Genomic DNA, 24,533 nt, shown 5'->3' with positions numbered 1-24,533 from the left:
GCCGGGCCGCGCTTCACAGGATGAAGCGCGACAGGTCCGTGTTCTTTGCCATCTCGCCGACATGCTTCTGCACATAGGCGGCATCGATGGTGACGGTGGTGCCGTCGCGGTCGGGTGCGTCGAAGGAAATCTCGTCGAGAACCCGCTCCATCACCGTCTGCAGGCGCCGCGCGCCGATATTCTCGACCGTCGAATTGAGGTCCACGGCGATGCCGGCCAGCGCGTCGATGGCGTCTTCAGTGATTTCCAGCTTCACGCCCTCGGTCGCCATCAGCGCCACATATTGCTTGATGAGGCTCGCTTCGGTTTCGGTGAGGATGCGCACGAAGTCTTCCTTCTCCAGCGCCCGCAGCTCGACCCGGATCGGCAGACGGCCCTGCAACTCGGGCAGCAGGTCCGAAGGCTTGGAGACGTGGAAGGCGCCCGACGCTATGAACAGGATATGGTCGGTCTTCACCGGCCCGTATTTCGTTGCCACGGTGGTGCCCTCGACCAGCGGCAGCAGGTCGCGCTGCACGCCTTCGCGCGAAGGACCGCCGGAAACGTCGGAACGGGCGGCGATCTTGTCGATCTCATCGAGGAAGACGATGCCGTCATTCGCGGCCGATTCCAGCGCCTGGCGCACGACCTCGTCCTGATCGAGCAGCTTGTCGGACTCGTCGGCGATCAGCAGATCGTAGGATTCCTTGACGGTCGTCTTGCGCATCTTGGTGCGCTTGCCGCCCATGGCCTTCGACAGCATGTCGTTGATGTTGAGCACACCGATATTGGCGCCCGGCATGCCGGGAATGTCGAAGCCGGGCATGCCCCCATTGCCGGTATCGGCCACCTCGACCTCGATCTCCTTGTCATCCAGCTCGCCGTCGCGCAGCTTCTTGCGGAAGGAATCGCGGGTCGCGGGCGAGGCGGTCTTGCCGACAAGCGCTTCGAGCACACGTTCCTCGGCGTTGAGATGGGCGCGGGCCTTGACGTCCTCGCGCATCTTCTCGCGGGTCAGGCCGATGGCGATTTCGACCAGATCGCGCACGATCTGCTCCACGTCGCGGCCGACATAGCCGACTTCGGTAAACTTGGTGGCCTCGACCTTGACGAAAGGCGCGCTGGCGAGCTTCGCCAGCCGGCGCGAAATCTCGGTCTTGCCGACGCCGGTCGGGCCGATCATCAGAATGTTCTTCGGCGTCACCTCTTCGCGCATCTGGCCGTCGAGCTGCTGGCGGCGCCAGCGGTTGCGGAGCGCAATGGCCACTGCACGCTTGGCGTCCTTCTGGCCGATGATGAAGCGGTCGAGCTCGGAAACGATCTCGCGGGGGGAAAAATTGCTCATATTGAATAACTCGTGAAACAGATGCTGCGGCTTATGTATGGGCTGGCAGCCTGTGTACAAGGGCAGCGGGCAGCAACGCGAACAGGCGCCGTCGCAGCGCATGCCAGCCGGCGCTCAGCAGCAGCACCAGCGCACCCAGCACCAGAAGGGTCAGCGGCACCATGACTTCGCCAAGGCCGATCTGCCGGACCAGCGAGCCGAAGGCGATGCCGGCATAGGAAAGGCCGGACACCAGAACGGCGCGACGGTCCACCAGTACGGCCACAACGGCCAGCCCGATGAAGATCGCCAGCACGCCAAGCGACGTGGCCGCGTTCAGGTTTCCGGAAGCGACCAGCCCGCTGATCAGCGGATGGACGACCAGCGGGGCTGCCAGCATGTGCAGCCAGAAGGCGATGTCGGTGCGCCGGGTCAGGCGTTGCGGGTCGCTGAGGTCGAAGCGCATGGCAAGCGCGAAGACGGCGATACCGCAGACAAGCAGGACAGGCCTCAGGTAGTTTTCCGCAAAATCGGGTGCAATGGCGACGACCAACGCCAGAACGCTGGCAACGAGGGCGGCGACGCCGGCCGCGAAGGTGATGGGGATGCGGAAACGCCGGTAGTGCAGGGCCGTGGCGGCAATGGTGACGAGCCCGGCAATCACGACGGGCCAGCTGTCCTTCGCTGCCGCGGAGACATTGAAGGCTTCCGTACCGGCCATGACGATCAGCGTTCCCGAAAAGACGGAAGCCGCATAGACGAGCAGCAGAACGATGCTGGGAAGCGCCATGCGGCGCTTGCGGGTGAAATATTCCGCCAGCAGCCAGCTTGCCAGCGCCACGGTGAAGCCGGCTCCGGCGCCGCCGATGCCTTCCACCGCGAAATAGGAAAGTGCGCCGAGGAAAAGGGCAATGCCGATGGTGACGAAAATGTCGCCGAAACCGTTGATGAAGCGGAATTTCTCGTCGTCCGACGGTGCGGTCGCGGGCAGGCCGGTGGCGGTGTTTTCCAGATAGCGGAGCATCTCGACCTGCTGCAGCGTCAGCACGCCCTGCGCGAGAGCGCGCTGGAGCGTGTCGCCGGAGATTGAGGTCTGGTCAGGTATCGGGGCTGCCATCACAGGCCTCCCTGCCAGGCCTTCACCGAGTCCAGCGGATAGACCAGCATCAGGACATTCAGGGTGAGATTGTCACGAATGATATAGCCGACGATCAGTTCCGCCGCGACGGCCAGCGTCACGATCAGCCAGACGGGCAGGCGCGCGGCAAGGAAGAAGCCGAACATCATGAACAGCGTGTCGAAAACCGAATTCAGAATGCTGTCGCCGAAATAATCCAGCGAGATTGTCGCCTCGCGATAGCGGTTGATGATGATCGGGCTGTTTTCGAGAATTTCCCATGCGGCTTCGAGCAGGATGGCGAAGGAAAGCCGCGTCCATACGGTGGAATGGCGAAACAGCGCCCAGAACAGCAGGTAGAACAGGAAGCCGTGGATGATGTGGGAGAAGGTGTACCAGTCGGAAATGTGCTGGGAATTCTCGGAACTCACCACCACGCCGTGCCACAGCTTCACGTAGCCGCATTTGCAGATCCAGATGTGGCCCATGAGGCGCAGGATCGCGGCTTGCGCGGCGACCAGCAGCACTGCTGCCAGAACGCCTTTTTTCCAGTCCAGTCCCCAGAGAGGGCGTTCGTGCGGCGCGGTCAGCTCGGTCAAGCGATGTCCCCTTTTCGCGGCGAATCAACGCCATGCGGTCGCCGAGAAGACAACACATAGTGTGGCAAATTGAAGAGGAAAGTTTCGCTGGCTCCTGCGGTGCCTGTGCAAATGCAGGCTTTCAGGGAGAGGACAAGCAGATCAATCGCTCGCCACAGGGGGAACCCGGTAGATCACGCTGGCATATTTGGGATGCGTCTCGCGGTCGACGACCTGTCCGCCCAAAGCCTCGGCGATGCGCCGGCTGGAAAGGTTCTGTTCCGCGACTGGATAGCGGAAAGAGGAGGGTTTCAAGGCAGCCGTGGCCCAACGGGCGATGACTTTGACAGCTTCGCGCCCATAGCCGTGACCATGCTCGCTCTCGCTGATCCATATGCCAAGCTCGGGTTCGGCGGATTGCGTATCGTGCAGGCCGGCCAGCCCGAGAAACCGGCCGGAGTCCCGATGACGGATGCAGAAGGTGAGGTCCGAACCATCTGCGATGGCGGGAAGCCATGCCTGCCAGATGGCGTCGAAGGCAGCGCGCGAGGGCGGAGGGTCGAAACTCATGAACCGTGTCAGGTTGGGCGTAATGGCGAAGAAGGCCTCGTCCGCATCCGTGGCGGAGAATGGCCGCAGAATGATACGGGGGCCATCAATTGCCACGATGGTCATTCTGCCGCCTCAGTCGTCTTCGTCGCTGTCGAGCACCATCACCATCGCTTCCCCGTCCGGGGTCATGCGCGGACCGAGCGCGCGGAAGCCGGCTTTTTCGTAGGCGCGGATGGCGCGGCTGTTGGCGGGGGCCGGATCGACAAGCAGGCGCGGCGCTCCTTCCCCGAACATCATCTGCGCAAACTGCGCGATCAGCCGGGGCCCATGACCCTGCCCGATCAACGAAGGCTCGCCGATGAACTGGTCGATGCCAAGCGTGCCGAAGGGCTGGTCGTCGAAAGGATTGTCGCCGTCTTCCAGATAGGGATCGTAGTTCTGGATATAGCCTATGGGTTTGCCGCCAAGCTCTATGATGAAGGGCTCGACGGCAATGCTGTCGATGTTGCTGGCAATGCTTTCCAGTTCCTTGTCGCGCTCGCCCCACCAGCGGGCGACATGCGGCTCGGCCAGCCAGCGCGCCATCAGCGGCAGGTCAGCCTGCGTCAGCGGCCGGAATTCGTAGTCCGGAGTATCGTCAGGCTTCATCGAGGGTTTCGACGACGAAGTTGTGGTTGGTGTAGACGCAGATGTCGGCCGCGATCTCCATCGCCTTGCGGGCGATTTCCTCGGCGCTCTTGTCGGTGTCGATGAGGGCGCGCGCGGCGGAAAGCGCGTAGTTGCCGCCGGAACCTATGGCCATGACGCCATGTTCCGGTTCCAGAACGTCGCCGGTGCCGGTCAGCGCCAGCGATACGCTCTTGTCGGCCACCAGCATCATGGCTTCCAGCCGGCGCAGATAGCGGTCGGTGCGCCAGTCCTTGGCCAGTTCCACGCAGGCGCGCGTCAGCTGGTCGGGATATTGTTCCAGTTTCGCCTCAAGCCGCTCCATCAGGGTGAAGGCGTCGGCGGTGGCGCCCGCGAAACCGGCGATGACGTTGCCGCCCTTGCCGATGCGGCGCACCTTGCGCGCATTGCCCTTCATGATGGTCTGGCCAAGGCTGACCTGTCCGTCGCCGGCGATGACCACCTTGCCGCCCTTGCGCACGGTGATGATGGTCGTGGCGTGCATGGTCAGTTCATTCGACATGTGATGCTCCGATATCGCGCCGCTCCTTCATCTGAAGCAACCGGCGCATGACGAGATGTTTCGCCTGCTTATTTATGTCGCCGCCACGCGATTGCAAACGCTGCTTTGCCAACTGGCAATCGCATCTTCATGCTGCTAGAAGGCTTGCGTTTTCCAGATTTCCCCTGAGGAATAGATTTCATGGTCGAACGTTCCGCCGAGGTCAGCCGCAAGACGAAAGAGACCGAGATCACGGTTTCGCTCAATGTCGACGGCGCCGGCAAGTCCGACATCTCCACCGGCGTCGGCTTCTTCGACCATATGCTCGACCAGCTGTCGCGCCATTCGCTGATCGACATGACGGTGCGCGCCAAGGGCGATCTTCATATCGACGACCACCACACGGTGGAGGATACCGGCATCGTCATCGGTCAGGCACTGGCCAGGGCGCTGGGCGAACGGCGCGGCATCATGCGCTATGCCTCCATCGATCTGGCCATGGACGAGACGCTGACAAGTGCTGCGCTCGACGTCTCCGGCCGGCCGTTCCTCGTCTGGAACGTGGAATTCTCCGCGCCGAAGATCGGCACGTTCGACACCGAGCTGGTGCGCGAATTCTTCCAGGCGCTGTCGCAGCATGCGGGCATCACGCTGCACGTGAACAACCGCTATGGCGCCAACAATCACCATATCGCGGAAACCTGTTTCAAGGCGGTGGCGCGGGCGCTGCGCGCGGCGACGGAAGCCGATCCGCGCCAGCCCGACGCCATTCCCTCGACCAAGGGATCGCTGAAGGGGTAGCGATGGCAAGCCATGTCGTGATGCTGCCGCCTTCCGGCAGTCCGCAAAGCAGGAGCGAGCAGGCCATTCTGGTTCGCGACCGCTTTTCGTGGCCTGCCTTCCTCGTGCCGCCGCTGTGGTTTCTGTGGCACCGGCTGTGGCTGGAGGCTGTTGTCGCCATTGCCGTCATGGGTGGGACAACGGTCATTGGAGAGCTGGCCGGTATGGGCCCCGCCGGTTCGCTGATGGGATTGCTGGTGTCGATCTATGTGGGGCTGGAAGGGCAGGCGATGCGGATCGCCGCACTTCGCCGTCGTGGCTACACGCAATGGGGCGTCGTTGAAGGCGGCAATGCCGACGAAGCCTATATTCGCTATGCGCATGAGGCTGCCTCCGCGCCGGATGAACCGGAGCCCAGCCCTGCCATCGTTCCCGCAGAAATAACCGGACAGCGTCCAGCCTACCGGGCGGCGCCTGCGCCTTCGCTCGGCCTCATCCCATACGGCAGAAACTGACATGCGCGTTGCCATCATCGATTACGGGTCGGGCAATCTGCGCTCGGCGACAAAGGCCTTCGAACGGGCGGTGCGCGAGGCGGGCATTGCGGCCGACATAGAACTCACGGCGGATGCGGACCGCGTGCGCGGTGCCGACCGCATCGTGCTGCCCGGCGTCGGTGCCTACGCCGATTGCGCCGCTGGCCTGCGCGCCGTGGACGGCATGTGGGAAGCGGTGGAGGAAGTGGCCATTGATAAAGGCCGCCCCTTCCTCGGCATCTGCGTGGGCATGCAGCTCATGTCCGCGCGCGGGCTGGAAAAGACGGTCACGCAGGGCTTCGGCTGGATCGCGGGCGACGTGAAGGAGATCGCACCCTCCGATCCGTCGCTGAAAATTCCCCAGATCGGGTGGAACACGCTTGAGGTGACGCACGATCATCCGATCTTTGCCGGCATCCCGACCGGGCCGAAAGGGCTGCATGCCTATTTCGTCCATTCCTATCATCTCGATGCGCAGAAGCCGGAACAGGTTATCGCCGTGGCCGACTATGGCGGGCCGGTGACGGCCGCCGTGGCGCGGGACAATCTCGTCGGAACCCAGTTCCACCCCGAAAAGAGCCAGGCGCTCGGCCTCGCTCTCATCGCCAATTTCCTGATGTGGACGCCATGATCCTTTTTCCCGCCATCGACCTCAAGGATGGCCAGTGCGTGCGCCTGAAGCTCGGCGACATGGAACAGGCCACCGTCTACAACGACGACCCTGCCGCTCAGGCGCGCGTCTTCGAGGAGCAGGGTTTCGAGTGGCTGCACGTTGTGGACCTTAACGGCGCCTTCGAGGGCCAGAGCGTCAACGGTGCTGCCGTCGAGGGGATCCTGAAGGCGACGAAGAACCCGGTGCAACTCGGCGGCGGTATCCGCACCCTGGCGCATATCGAGAGCTGGCTGGACAAAGGGCTGGCCCGCGTCATCCTCGGCACCGTGGCAGTGCGCGAGCCCGAGCTGGTGAAAAAGGCCTGCAAGGCGTTCCCCGGCAAGGTCGCGGTCGGCATCGATGCGCGCGGCGGCAAGGTTGCGGTCGAGGGCTGGGCGGAAGCCTCGGAACTCGGCGTGATCGAGCTGGCGAAACAGTTCGAGGGCGCAGGCGTCGCTGCCATCATCTACACCGACATCGACCGTGACGGCGTGCTGGCCGGCATCAACTGGAGTTCGACCATCGATCTGGCCGAGGCCGTTTCCATTCCGGTGATCGCCTCGGGTGGTCTCGCCTCTATCGCCGACATCGTACGCATGACCATGCCGGACGCTGCGAAGCTCGAAGGCGCGATTTCCGGCCGCGCGCTCTATGACGGGCGCATCGACCCGGCCGAGGCGCTGGCCGTTCTGCGCGGCGATGCAAAGCCGCAGGCTGCCATGTTCGAGGACCGCTCATGACCCTCAAGGCTCGTGTCATTCCCTGTCTCGACGTCAAGGACGGCCGTGTCGTCAAGGGCGTCAATTTCGTCGATCTGGTCGACGCAGGCGATCCGGTGGAGGCAGCACGCGCCTATGATGCGGCGGGCGCGGACGAGCTCTGCTTCCTCGACATCACCGCTTCCTCCGACAACCGCGAGACCATTTTCGATGTGGTGGCGCGCACCGCTGAGCATTGCTTCATGCCGTTGACGGTTGGAGGTGGTGTCAGGCAGGTGGCCGATATCCGCAAGCTTCTGCTGGCCGGCGCCGACAAGGTGTCGATCAACACGGCTGCGGTGAAGAATCCGGAATTCGTCGCCGAAGCCGCCGATAAGTTCGGCAACCAGTGCATTGTCGTCGCCATCGACGCCAAGAAGGTGAGCGGCGAGGGCGAGGCGGATCGCTGGGAAATCTTCACCCATGGCGGTCGTGAGAACACCGGCATCGACGCAATCGAGTTTGCCCGAAAAGTGGTGGATCTCGGCGCCGGCGAAATCCTGCTCACATCCATGGATCGCGACGGCACCAAGGCCGGCTACGATATCGCCCTGACGCGCGCCGTGGCTGATGCTGTGCGCGCGCCGGTGATCGCATCCGGTGGCGTCGGTACGCTCGACCACATGGTGGCGGGCATCCGCGACGGCCATGCGACGGCGGTGCTGGCGGCATCGATCTTCCATTTCGGCACCTATTCGATAGCCGAGGCAAAGGCCCATATGGCTGCCGCCGGCATCGATGTTCGACTCGACTCCGGTCCGGTTCGGATTTAAACGGCGCCATGGCCAGTTTCACGCTCTCCGACCTGGAAGCAACGATCCGCGAGCGGGCGCGCTCGGGCGACGCTGATTCCTGGACCGCACGGCTGTTTGCCAAAGGCATGGACAAGGCGGCCCAGAAGCTGGGCGAGGAAGCGGTGGAAACGGTGATCGCCGCGGTTACGAAAGATCGCGACGGCATCGTTTCGGAAAGCGCCGATCTCATCTATCATCTGCTCGTCGTGCTGGGGATCGCCAATGTTCCCTTCGACGAGGTGCTTGCCGAACTCGAGCGACGGACCGGGCAATCGGGCGTCGCCGAAAAGGCATCCCGCAACCAGCCGGGTTGAACCCCGGAGCGAGGGCTGGAGTCGCGATGGATCAGCTTGCGCCGACCGCACAGTATTCTCCCTATCTGTTTTTTTCGGCAGAAGAGTGGGCCAAATTCAGGGCCGACACGCCGCTGACCCTGACGGGCGAGGAAATCAAACGCCTGCGGTCGCTGAACGATCCGGTCGATCTCGACGAGGTCCGGCGCATCTATCTGTCGATGTCGCGGCTGCTTTCGGCGCATGTCGAAGCGAGCCAGCTTCTCGCCAGCCAGCGCCGCGTTTTCTTCAATGGCAAGGGGGTCTCCAAGACGCCCTTCATCATCGGCCTTGCCGGTTCGGTCGCGGTCGGAAAATCGACGACCGCGCGCGTGCTGATGGAATTGTTGTCGCGCTGGCCCTCCAGCCCGAAGGTCGATCTGGTGACGACGGACGGTTTTCTGCTGCCCAACGAGGTCCTGCGGCGCGAAAATCTGATGGAGCGCAAGGGCTTTCCCGAGAGCTATGACGTCGGCGCGCTGCTGCGCTTTCTTTCGGCCATCAAGTCCGGTGAGAAGGATGTGCAGGCGCCGCTTTATTCGCACCTGACCTACGACGTCGTGCCGGGTGCTTTCACCACCATCGACCGGCCGGACATCCTGATCTTCGAAGGGCTGAACGTGCTGCAGACGCGCCATCTGCCGCCGGATGGCAAGTTCGTGCCGTTCCTGTCCGATTTCTTCGACTTCTCCATCTATATCGATGCCGACGAGAAGCTGATCCACGACTGGTACATCGCTCGCTTCATGCGGCTGCGTGACACCGCCTTCCGCAATCCGGATTCCTTCTTCCACCGTTATTCGCAGCTTTCGGAAGGGGCGGCACAGGCCATCGCCGAAGGGTTGTGGATGAACATTAATCTGCGGAACCTGCGCGAGAATATCCTGCCGACCCGGCCCCGCGCCGATCTCATCCTGCGCAAGGGCGCCGATCACCTGATCGAGGAAGTGGCGCTTCGCAAGCTGTAGAGCATTTTGCAGTCAGACGGAATCGTCTGACGTTGCACAAATGCGGCCAAGGGAAACAAGCTGGAGGAGTGGGGATACGCTCGTCAGAGCGCCCGGTGCTCCAGCCCGCCGCTCAGGCGGTGACGCGGCGCAGCGTCAGATTGATGCGGCCGCCATTCTTCAAAAGCGTGGAACTTTGCGGGTAGATGCGGTCGACGCCATGAAAGGCGAGGCGGCTTTGCCCGCCCAGAACCAGCACGTCGCCGCTCGCCAGCCTGAGCGAAGCGGTCGGGCCGCCGCGCTCTGTTGTGCCGACGCGGAAGCGGCAGTCATCACCCAGCGAGACGGATACCACCGGAGCGGAAAAGTCGGATTCGTCACGATCCTGATGCAGGCCCATGCGGGCCTTTTCATCGTAGAAATTGACGAGACAGGCCTGCGGCGGCTTGTCGTGGCCCGCTACGTCGCGCCAGATATCGAGCAGCGTTTCGGGAATCGGCGGCCACGGCGCGCCGGTCAGCGGGTGCGTGGGCTGGTAGCGATAGCCGCGCTCCTTATCCGTGACCCAGCCGAGCTCGCCGCAATTGGTCATGCGCACGCTCATTTCCTTGCCGGTGCGCGGCATGGCCGGAACGAAGAGCGGAGCTTCCTGCACCACCTGCCTGATCTCATCGATGAGGGACGCCTGCTGCTGCGGCGACAGGTAAAGCGGAAAGTGGCGCACGCCTTTGGGCAGTGTGGGCATCAGTCTGTTCGTAGTTTTCAGTTATAGGGCCTTCAGTTATGAACCACTGAAAAGCAGAACGGCGACCCGAAAGCCGCCGTTCCCTCAGAATATTTTCCGGTCTCAGCCTTCGAGATCGGGAATGCGCAGCACCTGGCCGGGATAGATCTTGTCCGGGTGCGTCAGCATCGGCTTGTTGGCCTCGAAGATGACGGTGTATTTGGAAGCCTTGCCCTTGCCGTAATGGGCTTCGGCGATCTTGGAGAGGTTGTCGCCCTTCTTGACCGTGTAGAAGACGGCTTCCTTGACCGTAGCATCCGGTGTTGTCACCGTCAGCTCGTCGGCCTGAACCTTGGAGACACCCAGCGTGTTGCCGACCGCGATGATCGCCTTTTCGAGTGCAGACTGGTCGGCGACCTGACCCTTGAGCACGGCGGTGTCGCCATTGACCTCGATCTTGACGTCGTCAGTGCCGAGTTTGTGGGAGTCCAGCTCCTTCTTCAGCGCATCCGCATCAGGAGTCTCGTCGTCACCGAAGCCAAGCTTGGCGCCGACATTCTTCACGAAGTCGAAAATACCCATCGGGTTCTCCTTTTATTAACCATCATTGTCTTCGCAGCTAATTGAGAAAAATGGAAGACGCGCGGGGATTTTCAATCGCTTTCGACCCTGCCCCGCATTTTTTTCACCACCGACCGGCCTGCCTTGGCTTTCAGCCTGCGTTCCACCGAACCCTTGGTGGGCTTCGTCTTCTTGCGCGGCGGGGGCGGCGGCTCGGCTGCTCTGGCGACAAGCGCCGCCAGCCGCTGGCGGGCATCGGCGCGGTTCTGCTCCTGCGTGCGAAAACGTGCGGCCTCGATGACGATGACACCGTCCTTGGTGGCGCGCTGCCCGGCGAGCTTCAGGGTGCGCTCGCGCACCCGCTCGGAAAGGCCGCGAGCATTGGCGGCGTCGAAGCGAAGCTGAACGGCGGTGGCCACCTTGTTGACGTTCTGCCCGCCGGGACCGGAAGCGCGTATGAACGCCTCTTCCAGCTCGTCGGGATAGATGACGGCTTCCCTGCCAATGACGATGTTGTCCTCGAATGCCATGTGAGCACTCATGCGGCCTGAGAACCAAAAAGAAAAGGCCCGATCGAAACCGGGCCTTTTGCAGTTGCGGTGTGTGCGCCTTATTCGGCGGCTTCCTGCACCTTCGGGGCCGCGCTCCTGACGGTCGCGTCGACATGGGTTTCGAACTTGCCGAAATTGTCGATGAACATGCCGACCAGCTTCGCGGCCTGGCGGTCGTAGGCCTGCTTGTCGGCCCAGGTCGAGCGCGGGTCGAGGATCGACTGGTCGACGCCCGGCACCGAAACAGGCACCTCGAAGCCGAAATTCGGGTCGGTACGGAATTCGGCCTGCTTGAGCGAACCGTCGAGAGCGGCCGTCAGAAGGGCGCGCGTTGCCCTGATCGGCATGCGGCTGCCAACGCCGTAGGCGCCACCGGTCCAGCCGGTGTTGACCAGCCAGCAATCGACATTGTGCTCGGCGATCAGTTCGCGCAGCAGGTTGCCGTATTCCGAAGGATGGCGCGGCATGAAGGGCGCGCCGAAGCAGGTGGAGAAGGTGGCTTCCGGTTCGGTGACGCCACGCTCCGTGCCGGCCACCTTGGCGGTGTAACCTGACAGGAAGTGATACATGGCCTGCGCCGGCGTCAGCTTTGCGATCGGCGGCATCACGCCGAAAGCATCGGCGGTTAGCATGATGATGTTCTTCGGGTGGCTGGCGCGGCCTGTGGCGCTGGCGTTGGGGATGAAGTCCAGCGGATAGGCGCAGCGCGTGTTCTCGGTGCGCGAGCCGTCATCGAAGTCGGGAACGCGCTTCTCATCGAGCACGACATTTTCCAGCACCGTGCCGAAACGGCGCGTGGTGGCGAAGATTTCCGGCTCTGCCTCGGCTGAAAGGCGGATGGTCTTGGCGTAGCAGCCGCCCTCGAAGTTGAAGATGCCGTCCGGGCCCCAGCCATGCTCGTCGTCGCCGATCAGCGTACGCTTCGGATCGGCCGAAAGCGTGGTCTTGACGGTGCCGGAGAGGCCGAAGAACACGGCGGCATCGCCGTCCGGGCCTTCGTTGGCCGAGCAGTGCATGGGCATGACGCCCTTGGCGGGCAGGATGTAGTTCAGCGCGGTGAACACCGACTTCTTCATCTCGCCGGCATATTTCGTGCCGCCGATCAGAACGATCTTGCGGGTCAGGTCGACGGCGATGAGCGTCTCGCTGCGGCCGCCATGCCTGCTGTTGTCGGCGCGGAAGGAGGGCAGGTCGATGATGGTCATTTCCGGAACGAAACCGGCGATCTCCTCATCGGTGAGGCGGATCAGCAGGTTGCGGATGAACATGGAATGCCATGCGAATTCGGTGATCACGCGCGTCGGTAAGCTCAGCGAGCGATCGGCGCCGCCGATCAGGTCCTGCACGAACAGGTCCTTGCCGGACGCATGCTTGAGGAAATCGGCATAGAGCGCATCGAACTGCGCCGGCGTCATCGCATTGTTGTTGTCCCACCAGACATGGGCTTCGGTGTTCTCGTCGCGAACGACAAACTTGTCCCTGGGCGAACGTCCCGTAAACTGCCCCGTGTCGGCGACAAGCGCGCCATGGGCGGTCAGCGTTGCCTCGCCGCGGCGGACAGCCTCCTCGCAGAGCTCTGCCGGGCCGAGATTGAAATACACCTGTCCCGCCGTGCTGAGACCGAGTGTATCGAGCCCGAGTGCAGGATTGCGTTTGCCGATTTCCGACATGGAAGTCCTTTCAATATACGCGGATGCGATGAGGGAAAGGCTGGCGTTTCCGGAGCCTTTTCTGCTCAGAAACAGAAAAAGTCAGCAATTTCAAATCATTAATCGATTTAAAAATTTTGAAAGTTGTTTAAATCGTTTATATGTGTGTAAAAACTCGTCTGTCAGCGGGACAGAAGGCTTGGCGGTTCGTTTTTTGTCGGCTGCAAATGTGCCTGGCGGCCTTGGCGCGGTTGAATGGACGTGCCACATTTTGTACCTAATTTGTCCTGCACAAGCCCTTCTGCTTTTAGAAGGGATACTCGCCCATGAGGGAGCCGCTCGAAATGGCAACGATCGCGCTTGTCGACGACGACCGCAACATTCTGACTTCGGTTTCCATAGCGCTGGAATCCGAGGGCTACAGGGTGGAGACCTATACCGATGGCGCTTCGGCGCTGGAGGGGCTGGCCGCCCGTCCGCCGAACCTCGCTATCCTCGACATCAAGATGCCGCGCATGGACGGCATGGAGCTTTTGCGCCGGCTGCGCCAGAAGACCGATCTGCCGGTGATCTTCCTCACCTCCAAGGATGACGAGATCGACGAGCTGTTCGGCCTCAAGATGGGCGCTGATGATTTCATCCGCAAACCCTTCTCGCAGCGCCTGCTTGTCGAGCGCGTGAAGGCGGTGCTGCGCCGTGCAGGCGCGCGCGAAACCGCCGCCAAGACCCCGAACCAGCAGACCCGTTCGCTGGAGCGCGGCCAGCTGGTGATGGATCAGGAGCGCCACACCTGCACCTGGAAGGGCGTGCCGGTCACGCTGACGGTGACGGAATTCCTCATTTTGCATTCGCTGGCGCAAAGGCCCGGCGTGGTGAAGAGCCGCGACGCGCTGATGGATTCGGCCTATGATGAGCAGGTCTATGTGGACGACCGCACCATCGACAGCCACATCAAGCGCCTGCGCAAGAAGTTCAAGATGGTGGACGACGACTTCGAGATGATCGAGACGCTCTACGGCGTGGGTTATCGTTTCAAGGAAGCCTAGAGCGTTTCTGCCTTTCCCGGAATCGCAGAAACGCTCTGATCTTTTGTTTTGAGGCAATTCCGAACGCAAAACCGCTGCGCTTTTTTGCTGGAATTGCTATAGGCGCGGCACGCATGAGGCTGCGGGGGCCATGGTCAGCGAAGCACAGCTCAGGAAGCAGGCGGGTGTATCGAGACGCCCCGTGCGCCGTCTTTCGGTGCTGTCGCGGCTGACCGTGCCCGTGCGCCGTTTCCTCGGCCACCACGTCTTTTCCAGCCTCACGCGGCGCATCCTGTTCGTCAACCTTGCCGGCCTTGCCGTCATGGTCACCGGCATTCTCTATCTGAACACGTTCCGCGACGGCCTGATCGACGCGCGCGTGGAAAGCCTGATGACTCAGGGCGAGATCATCGCCAGCGCCATCGCCTCTTCGGCCACGATCGAAACGGATTCGATCAGCATCGACCCGGAAAAGCTGCTGGAACTGCAGGCCGGCGAAAGCCTCGCGCCGGGATCGGACCAGCTCGACAATCTCGATTTTCCGATCAACCCGGAGCGCGTCGCGCCCCTGCTGCGCCGGCTGATTTCGCCCACCAACACGCGCGCACGGGTCTACGACCGGGACGCCATCCTGTTGCTGGATTCGCGCCGGCTCTACTCGCGCGGCCAGATCCTGCGCTACGACCTGCCGCCGCTGGAAGAGGATAAGCCGAACTTTCTTGAGCGGGCGGAGCGTTTCGTCTTCGACCTGTTCAGGAACCGGGACCTGCCCGTCTATCATGAGCAGCCGGGCGGCAATGGCGCCGCCTATCCGGAAGTGATGAAGGCGCTGACCGGCAGTCCATCGACGATCGTGCGCATTTCGGAAAAGGGCGAGCAGGTGGTTTCTGTCGCTGTGCCGATCCAGCGTTTCCGGGCGGTGCTGGGCGTGCTTATGCTGTCCACCGAGGGCGACATCGACAAGATCGTTGCGGCCGAGCGCAAGGCGATCCTGCGCGTGTTCGGCATTGCCGCGCTGGTGACGGCGCTGATGTCGCTGCTGCTGGCTTCCACCATCGCCAATCCGCTGCGCCGGCTGGCTGCCGCTGCCGTGCGCGTGCGGCGCGGGGTCAAGAGCCGCGAGGAGATCCCGGATTTCTCCGACCGGCAGGATGAGATCGGCAATCTTTCGGTGGCCGTGCGCGACATGACCAATGCGCTCTATGCCCGCATCGACGCCATCGAAAGCTTCGCGGCCGATGTCAGCCATGAACTGAAGAACCCGCTCACCTCGCTGCGCAGCGCGGTCGAGACCCTGCCGCTTGCCAAATCCGAAGCATCGCGTGAGCGGCTGCTGGAGGTGATCCAGCACGATGTGCGCCGGCTGGATCGTCTGATCACCGATATTTCCGATGCCTCGCGTCTCGATGCGGAACTGGCGCGCGAGGATGCGGACAGCGTCGACCTGAAGAAATTCATCACCGATCTGGTCGCGGTCTCGCGCGAGGCGTCGGGCCACAAGAAGCCGGTCGATATCAGGCTTCATGTCACCGATCTGCCTGCAGGCTCCAAAGGTTATCGGGTAAGCGGTCACGAATTGCGGCTGGGGCAGGTGATCACCAATCTGATCGAGAATGCGCGTTCCTTCGTGCCGGAAGAACACGGCGTTGTTTCGATCTCGCTGGCGCGCAAGGGAAACTCTAACGTCATCACCATCGATGATAACGGCCCGGGCATCCGTCCCGATGCGGTCGAGCGCATCTTCGAGCGGTTTTACACCGATCGCCCGTCGAGTGAGGCATTCGGTCAGAATTCGGGCCTCGGCTTGTCGATCAGCCGCCAGATCGTGGAGGCGCATGGCGGCACGCTGACGGCCGGGAACATTCCGGCTGACAGGCCAGGCGAGGTGCTGGGGGCACGCTTCACCATCGTGCTGCCTGGCGAGCTGTGAGCGCCGTCGTGCAGGCCGGGCCGGCGACCAATGTCCATGGCACGGCTGTTTTGGTCGCCGACAAGGGTGTCCTGATCACCGGCCCGTCAGGGTCGGGCAAGAGCACGCTGGCGCTTGCCCTGATCGACAGGCTTGGCACCCGCGGGCGCTTCTGCCGGCTGGTCGCGGACGATCAGGTTTTTGCGAGCGGCCATGGCGGGCGGCTGGTTTGCCATGCTCCCGACACGATTTCGGGCCTGGCTGAAGTCTGCGGCATCGGGCCGCAAAGGCTGGCGGCCAGCGAAGATGGTGCCGTGATCGATCTGATCGTGCGGCTGGTGCCCGATACAGAGCTACCGCGTCTTCAGGAAGAGGCGCATGAAACCGTCGCCGGATGCGTGGTGCCGCGCATTGATCTGCCGGCCCGGAATGTGGTTTGTGCGCTGCAGATACTGGCCGCCTGGCTGAAATTGCCGCCTTTCAGGGCAGAATGATGCTGCAATGCGGCAATATGGCCACCCAAGGTGCACTTTAGGGCTTGTCAACGCGCCACGTCTCGACAAGATAGCGCTCCCAAGTCGCCGGGGTGGCGAGTATAAAAAGCGCTTGTGAAGGGGCCATGACGGGAGCCATCCAACGATGATCGGACTCGTGCTCGTGACGCACGGTCGACTGGCCGAAGAGTTCCGCTATGCGCTGGAACATGTGGTCGGACCTCAGGAACAGGTTGCAACGGTGTCGATCGGTGCCGATGACGACATGGAGCAGCGCCGCCGCGACATTGTCGAGGCGGTGGCCGAGGTGGACACCGGAACCGGCGTCATAGTTCTCACCGACATGTTCGGCGGCACGCCCTCGAATCTTGCGATCTCGGTCATGGAGGCCGGCCGCGCCGAAGTGATCGCCGGCATGAACCTGCCGATGCTGATCAAGCTTTCGAGCGTGCGCAAGAATGACGACATGCAGGCAGCCCTTGAAGAGGCGCAGGCGGCAGGCCGCAAATACATCAATGTCGCAAGCCAGCTGCTGGCCAGCAAATGAGCCGGCACATGAGCATTGAAGCCGATAACATGGAAGAGCTGGCGCGCGACGTGAAGATCGTCAATCAGCGCGGCCTTCATGCGCGGGCTTCGGCCAAGTTCGTGCAGATGGTTTCCGGTTTCGAGGCGGAGATTTTCGTTGAGAAGGACGGCACCCGCGTCGGCGGCACCTCGATCATGGGGCTGATGATGCTGGCTGCGAGCCCCGGATGCTCGGTGCGCGTGATTGCCCGCGGCGTTGATGCCGGGGCGGCGCTGGATGCGCTTGAGGAACTGATTTCCAACCGCTTCGGCGAGGAATGCTGACCGCCGGGGTCAGGCACGCGCCTCACGGTTCCAGTTCGACATCCCAGTAGAGAAAATCCATCCAGCTTTCGTGCAGATGGTTGGGCGGGAAGAGCCGGCCGTTGTTGTGCAGGTCCTGCACTGTGGGCTGGTAAGGCTTCTGCTGAGGCCACATTCTGGCCTGAGACGGCAGCATGCCCCCTTTTCGCAGATTACAGGGGGAACAGGCGGCGACTATGTTCTCCCACGTCGTCGTGCCGCCACAACGACGTGGGATGACATGGTCGAAGGTCAGATCCTCGGTCGTGTTGCAATACTGGCAGCGGAAGCGGTCGCGTAGGAACACGTTAAAGCGGGTGAAGGCCGGGTAGCGGGAGGGCTTCACGTAGGTCTTCAGGCTCACCACGCTCGGCAGCTTCATGGAGAAGCTCGGCGAGGAGATCGCATGCTCATATTCGGCGACGATGTTCACGCGTTCGAGGAACACGGCCTTGATGGCGTCCTGCCATGACCACAGCGACAGGGGATAGTAGCTGAGCGGGCGATAATCCGCGTTCAGCACCAGCGCGGGAAGCCCATCCGGAGATACGGCGACCGTCACCTGTCCAACCTCCTTTGCCGCGTTGATCATGCTCTGGATGTCGCGGATATTCTACGCCTCCCATGACAGTCATGTGAAGCGGATTGTGCAGGTCGCGATGCCTGCAAAAGGCCCGTTTTGTGCGGTTTTTCGAGGTTTCAGGCGGGAGGTGCGGCCTCGCGCCCCTTCAGTTCGCGGTAATAGGCCCAGAAAAGGCGCGCCGCCACGCCCCGCCACGGGCGCCATGATTCGGCCAGCCGCAGAAGCGGCTTTTCACCCGGGCGCGGGTCTATGGTCAGGGCATGGCCCACTGCGGTCTGCAACGCGACATCGCGTGCAGGAAAGATGTCGGGATGGCCGGCGGCAAACAGCAGATAGCAATCCGCCGTCCACGTGCCGATGCCGGAAATGGCGGTAAGGCGGCGGTGCGCCTCGTCGGCATCGAGCCGGCAGAGCCCGTCGAGATCGAGACCTTCCGCCACCGCTGTCGCAGCAGCAAGAATGGAGCGTTGCTTGGGGCGCGAAAGGCCGGCGGTGCGGAAGACGGCCTCGTCGGCTTCCAGAACCGATTGCGGCGTCAGCGGATCGAGCATGGCGGTGAGGCGGCCGAATATGGCATCCGCACTGGCCCGCGATACCTGCTGGGAGATCAGGATCGAGGCGAGGCTGTGAAAGCCGGGCTCGGAAAGGCGCAGCGGCACGTCGCCGGCGCGCTCGCGTACCATGGCGAGGCGCGGGTCGAGCGCGACGAGCGCATCGAGGCCCTGCGTGATATGTGCCATTGTTTCGATGCGCTGCATGGGAATGCTTGTGCTCAGGGTTGCTTGTGTCGATTGCGCGGCGAGAGTAGCAATCGGCGAGAGCGCCGCACAACCCGATTTGCCCGCAGCAGCATGACAGCACCGATCTTTCGCTTCGCACCCAGCCCCAACGGCGAACTGCATCTTGGCCATGCGCTTTCCGCCATGCTCAACGACGATCTGGCGAAGATGGCTGGCGGACGGCTGCTTCTGCGCATCGAGGACATCGACACCACGCGCTGCACGCCGCAGTTCGAGGCCGGCATCTATGAGAATCTGCGCTGGCTCGGCTTTGTCTGGGAGGAGCCGGTGCGTCGCCAGTCCGCCCATTTCGGCGCGTATCGGGAGGTGCTCGCCGAACTCGTCCGGCAGGAGCTGGTCTATCCGGCTTTCATGAGCCGGGGGGAAATCAGGGCATTTGCGGAAGCGCGGGAAGGGGATGGCACGGGCTGGCCGCGTGACCCGGATGGCGCGCCGCTCTATCCGGGGCTCGACAAGACGCTTGGCTCGCAGGAACGGCAGCGGCGCATCGATGAGGGCCGGGCCTTCGCCTGGCGGCTGGATATGGCGGCGGCGCTCGCCCGGATCGGGCGGAAGCTGTCATGGCAGGAGTATCAGGACGACGGCCTCGCCGAGGTGGCAACCGTGGAAGCCGATGCCGCTGCATGGGGTGACGTCATTCTTGCGCGTCGTGAAATCCCGACCAGCTATCATTTGTCTGTAGTGACCGACGATGCGCTGCAGGGCGTAACCCATGTGGTGCGGGGTCGCGATCTTTATCATGCAACCGCCGTCCAGCGTCTTTTGCAGGAGCTTCTGGGCCTGCCTGCGCCGCTTTATCGCCATCACCGGCTGATTCTGGGCGAGGACGGGCGCAAGCTGTCGAAAAGCATGAAATCGACCGGACTTACCGCCCTGCGGACCGCCGGCGCCACGCCGCAGGAAATTCGGCGGCTTGTCGGCCTGTAAGCCCGATGGCCTACAGGTTTTGCTTTGCCTGACAGGGATGAGACCGCTAAGCGGTGAACAAGAATGCCGTTCTGACCGGCCGAAAGGTTTACGATGAAGCGCTTCATCCCATCGCTGTTCGTCGTTCTGTGGGCGACAGGCTTCATCGGCGCGCGCTATGCCATGCCTTGGGCGGAGCCGTTCACCTTCCTCGGTGCGCGTTTCGTCATCGCGGCCGTCATTTTCGCCTTCCTCGCAATCGTGCTGCATGCGCGCAGGCTGCCGGCGCGCACCGCCTGTCACGCCATGGGCGCAGGGGTGCTGATACACGGCGTCTATCTCGGGGGCACATTCTGGGCGGTGCGCCACGGCATGCCGGCCGGCCTGTCGGCGCTGGTGGCCGGCCTCCAGCCGCTGGTCACGGCGGTGATGGCGGGGCAGTTGCTCGGCGAGAAGATCCAGCCGCGCCACTGGCTGGGGCTGGGCATCGGCCTTGCCGGCGTCATCCTCGTGCTGTGGCCGAAATTCGGAGTGGCGGGCAGCGGCATCACCCCGGCCACGCTCGGTGCATCGATCTGTGTGGTTCTGGCGATCAGCGCCGGAACCATCTGGCAGAAGCGCCACGGCTCCGGCGGCGATCTGGTGACGGGAACCTTCTGGCAATATGTGGGCGGCGCGGCCGTCGCCGTGCCCATCGCTCTCCTGTTCGAGACGCGCACCGTGGTGTTCAATGGCGAACTGGTGTTTGCCATGACGTGGCTGGTGCTGGTCCTGTCGGTGGGCGCGATATTCCTGCTGATGATCCTGATCAGGGACGGCGAAATGTCGAAGGTCGGTTCCCTGTTCTATCTCGTTCCGGCGGTGACCGCCCTGATGGCATGGGCGCTGTTCGGGGAAACGCTCTCGCCCGTCCAGATCGTCGGCATGGCCATCACCACGCTGGGCGTTGGGCTGGCAACGGCGCGTGCTCAGGCGCCGACGCGGGCGCGCGCTTCCTGATAGCGGCTGATGGCGGCGTTGAGTTCACCGCCGAGGATGAAGATCGCCGAGACGATGTAGAGGAAGACCACCGCGATCATGATCGAGGCAAGCCCCGCATAGGTCGAGGCATAGGACGAGAAATTGTCGATATAGGCGCCGAAGATCATCGAGCCGACAACCCATGCCACGAGGGTAAAGCCGATGCCGGGCAGGATGGACAGGAAGCTGCGCCGCCCGGTCGGCAGCCACATATGCACCGCCAGCAGAGCGCCGATGATGACGGTGGCGGCGATGGTGTAACGCCAGAAGGTGATGGTGCCCATATAGGGGCTGATCCATTCGAAATGTGCCTCGGCCAGCCGCGCCAGCAACGGCGCGAACACCAGAAGCACGCTGATGGCGAAGAACACGGCGGAGCCGATCAGCACGAAAATGAGGCTTTGAATGCGCCGGTAGATGATGCCGCGATCTTCCGTCACCCGGTAGGCGCGGTTCAGCGAGGTGCGCAGCGCCTCGATGCCGTTCGAGGCGAAGAAGGCGGCCAGCAGGACGCCGTAGGTCAAAAGGTCGGTGCGCTGTACGGTCAGCACATTGAGGACTTCGTTGGCGATGGGCTTGGCGATCTGTTCCGGCCATGTGTCGAACACCAGATGCACGGCGGTATCGGCGAAGGCTTCCGCTCCGAGGAACGAGGCCAGCGTGGTCGCGAAGATCAGGAAAGGGAACAGCGCCATCAGCGCCGAAATGGCCAGATGACTGGCCATGGACCATCCGTCGTCGTCGTTGAAATGCCCGAGCGCGTCATAGAGAACGCGTTTGACGGCTACAATCCTGCGTAACAATGGCTGGTCCCGTGATTGAATCAAGGCCGCGAATATGGGAAAGGTTGCCCCTGAAAGACAAGCCCCGGGGAAGAATGGCCGGTCCTGACGCACAGTTGCCCACCATCATCGTCACCGGAGCATCTTCAGGCATCGGCGCTTACTGCGCCCGCGCGCTGAAGGCCGATGGCTGGCGGGTTTTCGCCACGGCGCGCAAAAAGCAGGACATCGAGGCGTTGGAAGCCGAGGGTTTCGAAGCCTTCTATCTCGACTATCGCGAACCAGCCTCCATCGAAGCGCTCGTCCGGGACGTGATGGAACTGACCGGCGGGCGTCTCGATGCGCTCTACAACAATGGCGCGTATGCGCAGGCCGGCGCGGTGGAAGACCTTCCGGTGGAGGCCCTGCGCGAACAGTTCGAGGCCAATGTGTTCGGCTGGCATGACCTGACGCGGCGCGTGCTGCCGGCGATGCGCGCACAGGGGCATGGCCGGCTGGTTCACTGCTCCTCGATACTCGGCCTGATGCCGGCGCGGCTGCGCGGCGCCTATTGCGCCTCCAAGCATGCGGTCGAAGGGCTGATGCTGACACTGCGTTTTGAATTGGAAGGCTCAGGCATCCATGTCTCGCTGATCGAGCCCGGCCCGGTGCGTTCCAACATTCACAGGAACGGCATGGTCTGGTTCCTCAAGCATGTCGACTACGGTGCTTCGTCCTATCGCGACGATTATCGCGCGCAGATGGAGCAGGTGCGCAGCACCACGGACAAGGTCCGCTCGGAGCCGGCCGTCGTCTACAGGGCCGTGCGCCATGCGCTTGTGTCGCAACGCCCGCGCCCGCACTATGTGGTAACGATGCCCGCCAGGGTCGGCGCTCTCATGAAGCGACTTCTGCCTGCGAACCTGTTCTACCGCATACTTTCCCGGGCCGCCTGAACCCGAAAGCCCGATACAGCAACGGACATCTGCATATGGCAACTGCTTTCAACATCATCGCCGTCGTTTTCATGTTCGCCGTGGTCGTCGTGCTGGTTCGCGGTCTCATGAACATGATGCGCGGCGGGTCGGGCAACACGTCCAACAAGCTGATGCAGGCGCGCATCATCCTGCAGTTCGTGGCGCTGGTCTTCCTGCTTCTCGCCGTCTACATCGCCGGAAGGTAGCCGGACTGAGGTTGTCCCAGAGGTTGCCCCGGAGGTCGTCATGGTCAGGCTTAACAATATCTACACCCGCACCGGCGACGCCGGCACCACCGGGCTCGGGACCGGCGAGCGGCGGCTGAAATGCGACCAGCGCGTGGAAGCCTATGGCGCCGTGGACGAGGCCAATGCCTGCATCGGCATGGCCCGTGTCCATACGGCATCCGCACATCCCGTTATCGACGCCATGCTGGGGCGCATCCAGAACGATCTGTTCGACCTCGGCGCAGACCTCTCGACGCCCGACACAGGCAAAAAGCTGGATTACGAGCCTTTGCGCATCATTGCTTCGCAGGTCGAGCGCGTCGAGCAGGACATCGATCTTCTGAACAAGGATCTCCAGCCGCTGCGCTCCTTCGTGCTCAACGGCGGAACGCCGGCGGCCGCCGCGCTGCATCTGGCGCGCACGGTGGCCCGGCGCGCCGAGCGCGAGATGGTGGCTCTGGCGCAGCTGGAGGGCGAGCATGTCAATGCCGAAGGCATCCGCTACATCAACCGCGTGTCGGATCTGCTTTTCGTCGCCGCACGGGCCGTCAATGACAACGGAAACGCCGATGTGCTATGGGTTCCGGGCAAGAACCGCTGAGCCCGTATCCACAGGAGCCGCATGTTCATCCCGCTTTATGACACCAACCGGCTGCACCACATACGGTTTGCCTATGTCACGATCGGGCTGATCGCGCTCAACATCGTCGTCTATTGCGTCACGACGCTGGGCAGCGAGGATTTCTCGAATGCCGCGATGCTTGGGCTGGGCTTCATACCGTCGGTCGTATACCACTATGCCGAGCTGGCGCCGCAGTTCATCGTCGTGCCGGAGCGCTGGAGCTATCTCACCTATTCCTTCCTGCATCTGGATGTCCTGCACCTTGGCGGCAACATGCTGTTTCTGTGGGTGTTCGGCGACAATGTCGAAGATGCCATGGGACATCTGCGTTTCCTCGCCTTCTATCTGCTGAGTGCTGCGGCCGGCGCCTTGATGCATGGGCTAGTGGCGCCGGAATCGCAGGCGCCGCTGATCGGTGCATCCGGCGCGGTGGCCGGCGTCGTAACCGCCTATCTGATGCTTTATCCGCGCAACAAGGTGTGGATCCTTGCTTTCGCCCGCATTCCGTTGCGGGTGCCTGCCGCGTGGGCGCTGGCGGCCTGGATCGGTCTGCAGTTCGTGATGTTCCTGTGGGCGGGGGAAGACCAGATTTCATGGGCCTGCCATGTCGGCGGCATTCTGGGCGGTGCGGTGCTGCTGCTTCTGTTCAAACGTCGGGACGTGCCTTTGTTCGCGCCGGCAGAAGTGGCTGATGCTGCCGCTGAGGATGACGTAACGTTGGCTCCGGTGGCCGTGAGCGAAGATAAGCCGGCTGCGCGTTGGGGCAGGCAGTAAAGCTGGCAATTCAAACGATTTTGTTTGCACTGCACATATTGACGGGCCAAAGGGCCGCAACTACGGTTCCGCCCGCCTGAGGAAGCCCTCCCGCCACTACAGGGTGCCGCATACCAGTCTATGGCGAACGGGCCTATAGCGAACGGAAATGTCGGCTTTGAACAATTTTGACTGGAAAAGCGCTGTTATGGCGCACCCAAGGAAATCTCGAGAGGTGAGTGCAACATGAAAGTTCTCGTCCCCGTCAAGCGGGTTGTTGATGCGAATGTGAAGGTTCGCGTGAAGGCCGACGGCAGCGGTGTTGAGCTTGCCAATGTGAAGATGGCGATGAACCCGTTTGACGAGATTGCGGTCGAGGAAGCGATCCGCCTGAAGGAAGCGGGCAAGGTTGCGGAGATCGTCGTGGTCTCGGTCGGCCCTCAGCAGGCCCAGGAGACGCTGCGCACGGCGCTGGCCATGGGTGCCGACCGCGCCATTCTGGTGAAGTCGGACGAGACGGTCGAGCCGCTGGGCGTCGCCAAGGTGCTCAAGGGCGTGGTCGAGGCCGAACAGCCGGGCCTGGT

Annotated in this window: 32 protein-coding genes; 19 read left to right on the top strand and 13 right to left on the bottom strand. The window is 62.7% G+C overall.

From position 1 onward, the window contains the following. Positions 1-13: 13 nt before the first annotated feature. The 6 genes from hslU to hslV all read right to left on the bottom strand — a co-directional run bounded on the left by hslU (position 14) and on the right by hslV (position 4,739). Complete coding sequence (gene hslU / locus HNR59_RS00160) at positions 14-1,324, bottom strand: ATP-dependent protease ATPase subunit HslU (RefSeq protein ID WP_183824257.1); 1,311 nt, start codon at positions 1,322-1,324, stop codon at positions 14-16. A gap of 31 nt (positions 1,325-1,355) precedes the next feature. After that, the gene (locus HNR59_RS00155) at positions 1,356-2,420 is read right to left on the bottom strand and encodes a hypothetical protein (RefSeq protein WP_183824254.1); all 1,065 of its coding nucleotides are present in this window, start codon (positions 2,418-2,420) and stop codon (positions 1,356-1,358) included. After that, positions 2,420-3,019: a DUF2585 domain-containing protein gene (locus HNR59_RS00150; protein WP_183824251.1), complete on the bottom strand. Its 600-nt coding sequence runs from the start codon at positions 3,017-3,019 to the stop codon at positions 2,420-2,422. The genes HNR59_RS00155 and HNR59_RS00150 overlap by 1 nt, the downstream gene beginning before the upstream one ends. A 141-nt stretch (positions 3,020-3,160) precedes the next feature. Continuing rightward, positions 3,161-3,673, bottom strand: a complete 513-nt coding sequence (locus tag HNR59_RS00145) for a GNAT family N-acetyltransferase (protein ID WP_183824248.1) — start codon at positions 3,671-3,673, stop codon at positions 3,161-3,163. 9 nt (positions 3,674-3,682) lie between these two features. Continuing rightward, positions 3,683-4,198, bottom strand: coding sequence for a GNAT family N-acetyltransferase (locus tag HNR59_RS00140; RefSeq protein WP_183824245.1), 516 nt, complete (start codon positions 4,196-4,198; stop codon positions 3,683-3,685). After that, positions 4,188-4,739 (bottom strand): ATP-dependent protease subunit HslV, encoded by a 552-nt coding sequence (gene hslV, locus HNR59_RS00135; protein WP_183824242.1) that lies wholly within the window; start codon positions 4,737-4,739, stop codon positions 4,188-4,190. The genes HNR59_RS00140 and hslV overlap by 11 nt, the downstream gene beginning before the upstream one ends. 180 nt (positions 4,740-4,919) lie before the next feature. Between hslV and hisB the strand changes: the two genes are divergently transcribed. The 7 genes from hisB to coaA are packed head-to-tail and all read left to right on the top strand — an operon-like array spanning position 4,920 to position 9,538. Next, positions 4,920-5,519, top strand: a complete 600-nt coding sequence (gene hisB, locus HNR59_RS00130; RefSeq protein ID WP_183824239.1) for an imidazoleglycerol-phosphate dehydratase HisB — start codon at positions 4,920-4,922, stop codon at positions 5,517-5,519. Positions 5,520-5,521: 2 nt separating this feature from the next. After that, a complete protein-coding gene (locus HNR59_RS00125; protein ID WP_183824235.1) occupies positions 5,522-6,013 on the top strand; it encodes a DUF2628 domain-containing protein in 492 nt (163 codons plus the stop codon). A gap of 1 nt (position 6,014) precedes the next feature. Beyond that, complete coding sequence (gene hisH / locus HNR59_RS00120; protein ID WP_183824232.1) at positions 6,015-6,665, top strand: imidazole glycerol phosphate synthase subunit HisH; 651 nt, start codon at positions 6,015-6,017, stop codon at positions 6,663-6,665. Further along, positions 6,662-7,426, top strand: a complete 765-nt coding sequence (hisA, locus tag HNR59_RS00115) for a 1-(5-phosphoribosyl)-5-[(5-phosphoribosylamino)methylideneamino]imidazole-4-carboxamide isomerase (RefSeq protein ID WP_183824229.1) — start codon at positions 6,662-6,664, stop codon at positions 7,424-7,426. The genes hisH and hisA overlap by 4 nt, the downstream gene beginning before the upstream one ends. Beyond that, positions 7,423-8,217, top strand: coding sequence for an imidazole glycerol phosphate synthase subunit HisF (gene hisF, locus HNR59_RS00110; RefSeq protein ID WP_183824226.1), 795 nt, complete (start codon positions 7,423-7,425; stop codon positions 8,215-8,217). Before hisA ends, hisF begins: the two co-directional genes overlap by 4 nt. A gap of 8 nt (positions 8,218-8,225) precedes the next feature. After that, a complete protein-coding gene (locus HNR59_RS00105) occupies positions 8,226-8,552 on the top strand; it encodes a phosphoribosyl-ATP diphosphatase (RefSeq protein ID WP_183824223.1) in 327 nt (108 codons plus the stop codon). Between the two features lie 26 nt (positions 8,553-8,578). Continuing rightward, the gene (coaA, locus tag HNR59_RS00100) at positions 8,579-9,538 is read left to right on the top strand and encodes a type I pantothenate kinase (protein ID WP_183824220.1); all 960 of its coding nucleotides are present in this window, start codon (positions 8,579-8,581) and stop codon (positions 9,536-9,538) included. 112 nt (positions 9,539-9,650) lie between these two features. Here the strand turns inward: coaA and HNR59_RS00095 are convergent, their stop codons facing one another. From HNR59_RS00095 to HNR59_RS00080, 4 genes are all read right to left on the bottom strand, one after another. Then, positions 9,651-10,262 carry an alpha-ketoglutarate-dependent dioxygenase AlkB family protein gene (locus tag HNR59_RS00095; RefSeq protein ID WP_183824217.1) on the bottom strand — a complete coding sequence of 204 codons (612 nt, stop codon included), beginning with the start codon at positions 10,260-10,262 and terminating at the stop codon, positions 9,651-9,653. 102 nt (positions 10,263-10,364) lie between these two features. Continuing rightward, the gene (lysM, locus tag HNR59_RS00090) at positions 10,365-10,823 is read right to left on the bottom strand and encodes a peptidoglycan-binding protein LysM (protein ID WP_183824214.1); all 459 of its coding nucleotides are present in this window, start codon (positions 10,821-10,823) and stop codon (positions 10,365-10,367) included. Between the two features lie 71 nt (positions 10,824-10,894). Then, positions 10,895-11,332 carry an alternative ribosome rescue aminoacyl-tRNA hydrolase ArfB gene (gene arfB / locus HNR59_RS00085; protein WP_183824211.1) on the bottom strand — a complete coding sequence of 146 codons (438 nt, stop codon included), beginning with the start codon at positions 11,330-11,332 and terminating at the stop codon, positions 10,895-10,897. A gap of 80 nt (positions 11,333-11,412) precedes the next feature. Next, a complete protein-coding gene (locus tag HNR59_RS00080; protein ID WP_183824208.1) occupies positions 11,413-13,023 on the bottom strand; it encodes a phosphoenolpyruvate carboxykinase in 1,611 nt (536 codons plus the stop codon). A 323-nt stretch (positions 13,024-13,346) separates the two neighbouring features. On the opposite strand from HNR59_RS00080, the gene HNR59_RS00075 reads away from it, so the two are divergent. The 5 genes from HNR59_RS00075 to HNR59_RS00055 all read left to right on the top strand — a co-directional run bounded on the left by HNR59_RS00075 (position 13,347) and on the right by HNR59_RS00055 (position 17,282). Next, positions 13,347-14,048, top strand: coding sequence for a response regulator transcription factor (locus HNR59_RS00075; RefSeq protein ID WP_183831199.1), 702 nt, complete (start codon positions 13,347-13,349; stop codon positions 14,046-14,048). A 130-nt stretch (positions 14,049-14,178) separates the two neighbouring features. After that, positions 14,179-15,957, top strand: a complete 1,779-nt coding sequence (locus HNR59_RS00070) for a sensor histidine kinase (protein ID WP_183824205.1) — start codon at positions 14,179-14,181, stop codon at positions 15,955-15,957. After that, on the top strand, positions 15,954-16,430 hold the full coding sequence (locus tag HNR59_RS00065) for an HPr kinase/phosphorylase (protein ID WP_343060551.1): 477 nt from the start codon (positions 15,954-15,956) through the stop codon (positions 16,428-16,430). The genes HNR59_RS00070 and HNR59_RS00065 overlap by 4 nt, the downstream gene beginning before the upstream one ends. 145 nt (positions 16,431-16,575) lie before the next feature. Then, positions 16,576-16,977: a PTS sugar transporter subunit IIA gene (locus HNR59_RS00060; RefSeq protein WP_183824202.1), complete on the top strand. Its 402-nt coding sequence runs from the start codon at positions 16,576-16,578 to the stop codon at positions 16,975-16,977. A gap of 8 nt (positions 16,978-16,985) precedes the next feature. After that, a complete protein-coding gene (locus tag HNR59_RS00055) occupies positions 16,986-17,282 on the top strand; it encodes an HPr family phosphocarrier protein (protein ID WP_183824199.1) in 297 nt (98 codons plus the stop codon). Between the two features lie 22 nt (positions 17,283-17,304). Here the strand turns inward: HNR59_RS00055 and HNR59_RS00050 are convergent, their stop codons facing one another. Both HNR59_RS00050 and HNR59_RS00045 read right to left on the bottom strand, forming a co-directional pair. Then, positions 17,305-17,862 carry an HNH endonuclease gene (locus HNR59_RS00050; protein WP_183824196.1) on the bottom strand — a complete coding sequence of 186 codons (558 nt, stop codon included), beginning with the start codon at positions 17,860-17,862 and terminating at the stop codon, positions 17,305-17,307. A 137-nt stretch (positions 17,863-17,999) separates the two neighbouring features. After that, complete coding sequence (locus HNR59_RS00045) at positions 18,000-18,641, bottom strand: DNA-3-methyladenine glycosylase family protein (RefSeq protein ID WP_183824193.1); 642 nt, start codon at positions 18,639-18,641, stop codon at positions 18,000-18,002. 93 nt (positions 18,642-18,734) lie between these two features. Here HNR59_RS00045 and gluQRS point away from each other — a divergent pair, with 93 nt between their 5' ends. Both gluQRS and HNR59_RS00035 read left to right on the top strand, forming a co-directional pair. Next, positions 18,735-19,610 carry a tRNA glutamyl-Q(34) synthetase GluQRS gene (gluQRS, locus tag HNR59_RS00040; protein WP_183824190.1) on the top strand — a complete coding sequence of 292 codons (876 nt, stop codon included), beginning with the start codon at positions 18,735-18,737 and terminating at the stop codon, positions 19,608-19,610. A gap of 93 nt (positions 19,611-19,703) precedes the next feature. Continuing rightward, a complete protein-coding gene (locus HNR59_RS00035; protein ID WP_183824188.1) occupies positions 19,704-20,588 on the top strand; it encodes a DMT family transporter in 885 nt (294 codons plus the stop codon). Here HNR59_RS00035 and HNR59_RS00030 read toward each other — a convergent pair. Continuing rightward, the gene (locus HNR59_RS00030) at positions 20,558-21,412 is read right to left on the bottom strand and encodes a YihY/virulence factor BrkB family protein (protein ID WP_183824186.1); all 855 of its coding nucleotides are present in this window, start codon (positions 21,410-21,412) and stop codon (positions 20,558-20,560) included. The genes HNR59_RS00035 and HNR59_RS00030 overlap by 31 nt on opposite strands. 74 nt (positions 21,413-21,486) lie before the next feature. Here HNR59_RS00030 and HNR59_RS00025 point away from each other — a divergent pair, with 74 nt between their 5' ends. The 5 genes from HNR59_RS00025 to HNR59_RS00005 all read left to right on the top strand — a co-directional run. Next, on the top strand, positions 21,487-22,326 hold the full coding sequence (locus HNR59_RS00025; RefSeq protein WP_183824184.1) for an SDR family oxidoreductase: 840 nt from the start codon (positions 21,487-21,489) through the stop codon (positions 22,324-22,326). A 35-nt stretch (positions 22,327-22,361) separates the two neighbouring features. Then, the gene (locus HNR59_RS00020) at positions 22,362-22,553 is read left to right on the top strand and encodes a twin transmembrane helix small protein (protein ID WP_183824182.1); all 192 of its coding nucleotides are present in this window, start codon (positions 22,362-22,364) and stop codon (positions 22,551-22,553) included. 40 nt (positions 22,554-22,593) lie between these two features. Continuing rightward, complete coding sequence (locus HNR59_RS00015; RefSeq protein ID WP_183824180.1) at positions 22,594-23,175, top strand: cob(I)yrinic acid a,c-diamide adenosyltransferase; 582 nt, start codon at positions 22,594-22,596, stop codon at positions 23,173-23,175. Positions 23,176-23,196: 21 nt separating this feature from the next. Then, positions 23,197-23,970 (top strand): rhomboid family intramembrane serine protease, encoded by a 774-nt coding sequence (locus HNR59_RS00010; RefSeq protein WP_183824177.1) that lies wholly within the window; start codon positions 23,197-23,199, stop codon positions 23,968-23,970. Between the two features lie 225 nt (positions 23,971-24,195). Continuing rightward, the coding region (locus HNR59_RS00005) for an electron transfer flavoprotein subunit beta/FixA family protein (protein WP_425488606.1) at positions 24,196-24,533 on the top strand (338 nt) is incomplete at its 3' end.

Source organism: Aquamicrobium lusatiense (assembly GCF_014201615.1).
In the GTDB taxonomy this organism is placed as follows: Bacteria; Pseudomonadota; Alphaproteobacteria; order Rhizobiales; family Rhizobiaceae; genus Mesorhizobium; species Mesorhizobium lusatiense.
The sequence above is the reverse complement of the archived record's forward strand: the minus strand, read 5'-3'. Positions and strand labels throughout refer to the sequence as shown.

Excerpts from the sequence above, each read along its gene's own strand:
- hslU (WP_183824257.1), bottom strand. The coding sequence starts at position 1,324 with ATGAGCAATTTTTCCCCCCGCGAGATCGTTTCCGAGCTCGACCGCTTC.
- HNR59_RS00155 (WP_183824254.1), bottom strand. The coding sequence starts at position 2,420 with ATGGCAGCCCCGATACCTGACCAGACCTCAATCTCCGGCGACACGCTC.
- HNR59_RS00145 (WP_183824248.1), bottom strand. The coding sequence starts at position 3,673 with ATGACCATCGTGGCAATTGATGGCCCCCGTATCATTCTGCGGCCATTC.
- HNR59_RS00140 (WP_183824245.1), bottom strand. The coding sequence starts at position 4,198 with ATGAAGCCTGACGATACTCCGGACTACGAATTCCGGCCGCTGACGCAG.
- hslV (WP_183824242.1), bottom strand. The coding sequence starts at position 4,739 with ATGTCGAATGAACTGACCATGCACGCCACGACCATCATCACCGTGCGC.
- hisB (WP_183824239.1), top strand. The coding sequence starts at position 4,920 with ATGGTCGAACGTTCCGCCGAGGTCAGCCGCAAGACGAAAGAGACCGAG.
- HNR59_RS00125 (WP_183824235.1), top strand. The coding sequence starts at position 5,522 with ATGGCAAGCCATGTCGTGATGCTGCCGCCTTCCGGCAGTCCGCAAAGC.
- hisH (WP_183824232.1), top strand. The coding sequence starts at position 6,015 with ATGCGCGTTGCCATCATCGATTACGGGTCGGGCAATCTGCGCTCGGCG.
- hisA (WP_183824229.1), top strand. The coding sequence starts at position 6,662 with ATGATCCTTTTTCCCGCCATCGACCTCAAGGATGGCCAGTGCGTGCGC.
- hisF (WP_183824226.1), top strand. The coding sequence starts at position 7,423 with ATGACCCTCAAGGCTCGTGTCATTCCCTGTCTCGACGTCAAGGACGGC.
- HNR59_RS00105 (WP_183824223.1), top strand. The coding sequence starts at position 8,226 with ATGGCCAGTTTCACGCTCTCCGACCTGGAAGCAACGATCCGCGAGCGG.
- coaA (WP_183824220.1), top strand. The coding sequence starts at position 8,579 with ATGGATCAGCTTGCGCCGACCGCACAGTATTCTCCCTATCTGTTTTTT.
- HNR59_RS00095 (WP_183824217.1), bottom strand. The coding sequence starts at position 10,262 with ATGCCCACACTGCCCAAAGGCGTGCGCCACTTTCCGCTTTACCTGTCG.
- lysM (WP_183824214.1), bottom strand. The coding sequence starts at position 10,823 with ATGGGTATTTTCGACTTCGTGAAGAATGTCGGCGCCAAGCTTGGCTTC.
- arfB (WP_183824211.1), bottom strand. The coding sequence starts at position 11,332 with ATGGCATTCGAGGACAACATCGTCATTGGCAGGGAAGCCGTCATCTAT.
- HNR59_RS00080 (WP_183824208.1), bottom strand. The coding sequence starts at position 13,023 with ATGTCGGAAATCGGCAAACGCAATCCTGCACTCGGGCTCGATACACTC.
- HNR59_RS00075 (WP_183831199.1), top strand. The coding sequence starts at position 13,347 with ATGGCAACGATCGCGCTTGTCGACGACGACCGCAACATTCTGACTTCG.
- HNR59_RS00070 (WP_183824205.1), top strand. The coding sequence starts at position 14,179 with ATGGTCAGCGAAGCACAGCTCAGGAAGCAGGCGGGTGTATCGAGACGC.
- HNR59_RS00060 (WP_183824202.1), top strand. The coding sequence starts at position 16,576 with ATGATCGGACTCGTGCTCGTGACGCACGGTCGACTGGCCGAAGAGTTC.
- HNR59_RS00055 (WP_183824199.1), top strand. The coding sequence starts at position 16,986 with ATGAGCATTGAAGCCGATAACATGGAAGAGCTGGCGCGCGACGTGAAG.
- HNR59_RS00045 (WP_183824193.1), bottom strand. The coding sequence starts at position 18,641 with ATGCAGCGCATCGAAACAATGGCACATATCACGCAGGGCCTCGATGCG.
- gluQRS (WP_183824190.1), top strand. The coding sequence starts at position 18,735 with ATGACAGCACCGATCTTTCGCTTCGCACCCAGCCCCAACGGCGAACTG.
- HNR59_RS00035 (WP_183824188.1), top strand. The coding sequence starts at position 19,704 with ATGAAGCGCTTCATCCCATCGCTGTTCGTCGTTCTGTGGGCGACAGGC.
- HNR59_RS00025 (WP_183824184.1), top strand. The coding sequence starts at position 21,487 with ATGGCCGGTCCTGACGCACAGTTGCCCACCATCATCGTCACCGGAGCA.
- HNR59_RS00020 (WP_183824182.1), top strand. The coding sequence starts at position 22,362 with ATGGCAACTGCTTTCAACATCATCGCCGTCGTTTTCATGTTCGCCGTG.
- HNR59_RS00015 (WP_183824180.1), top strand. The coding sequence starts at position 22,594 with ATGGTCAGGCTTAACAATATCTACACCCGCACCGGCGACGCCGGCACC.
- HNR59_RS00010 (WP_183824177.1), top strand. The coding sequence starts at position 23,197 with ATGTTCATCCCGCTTTATGACACCAACCGGCTGCACCACATACGGTTT.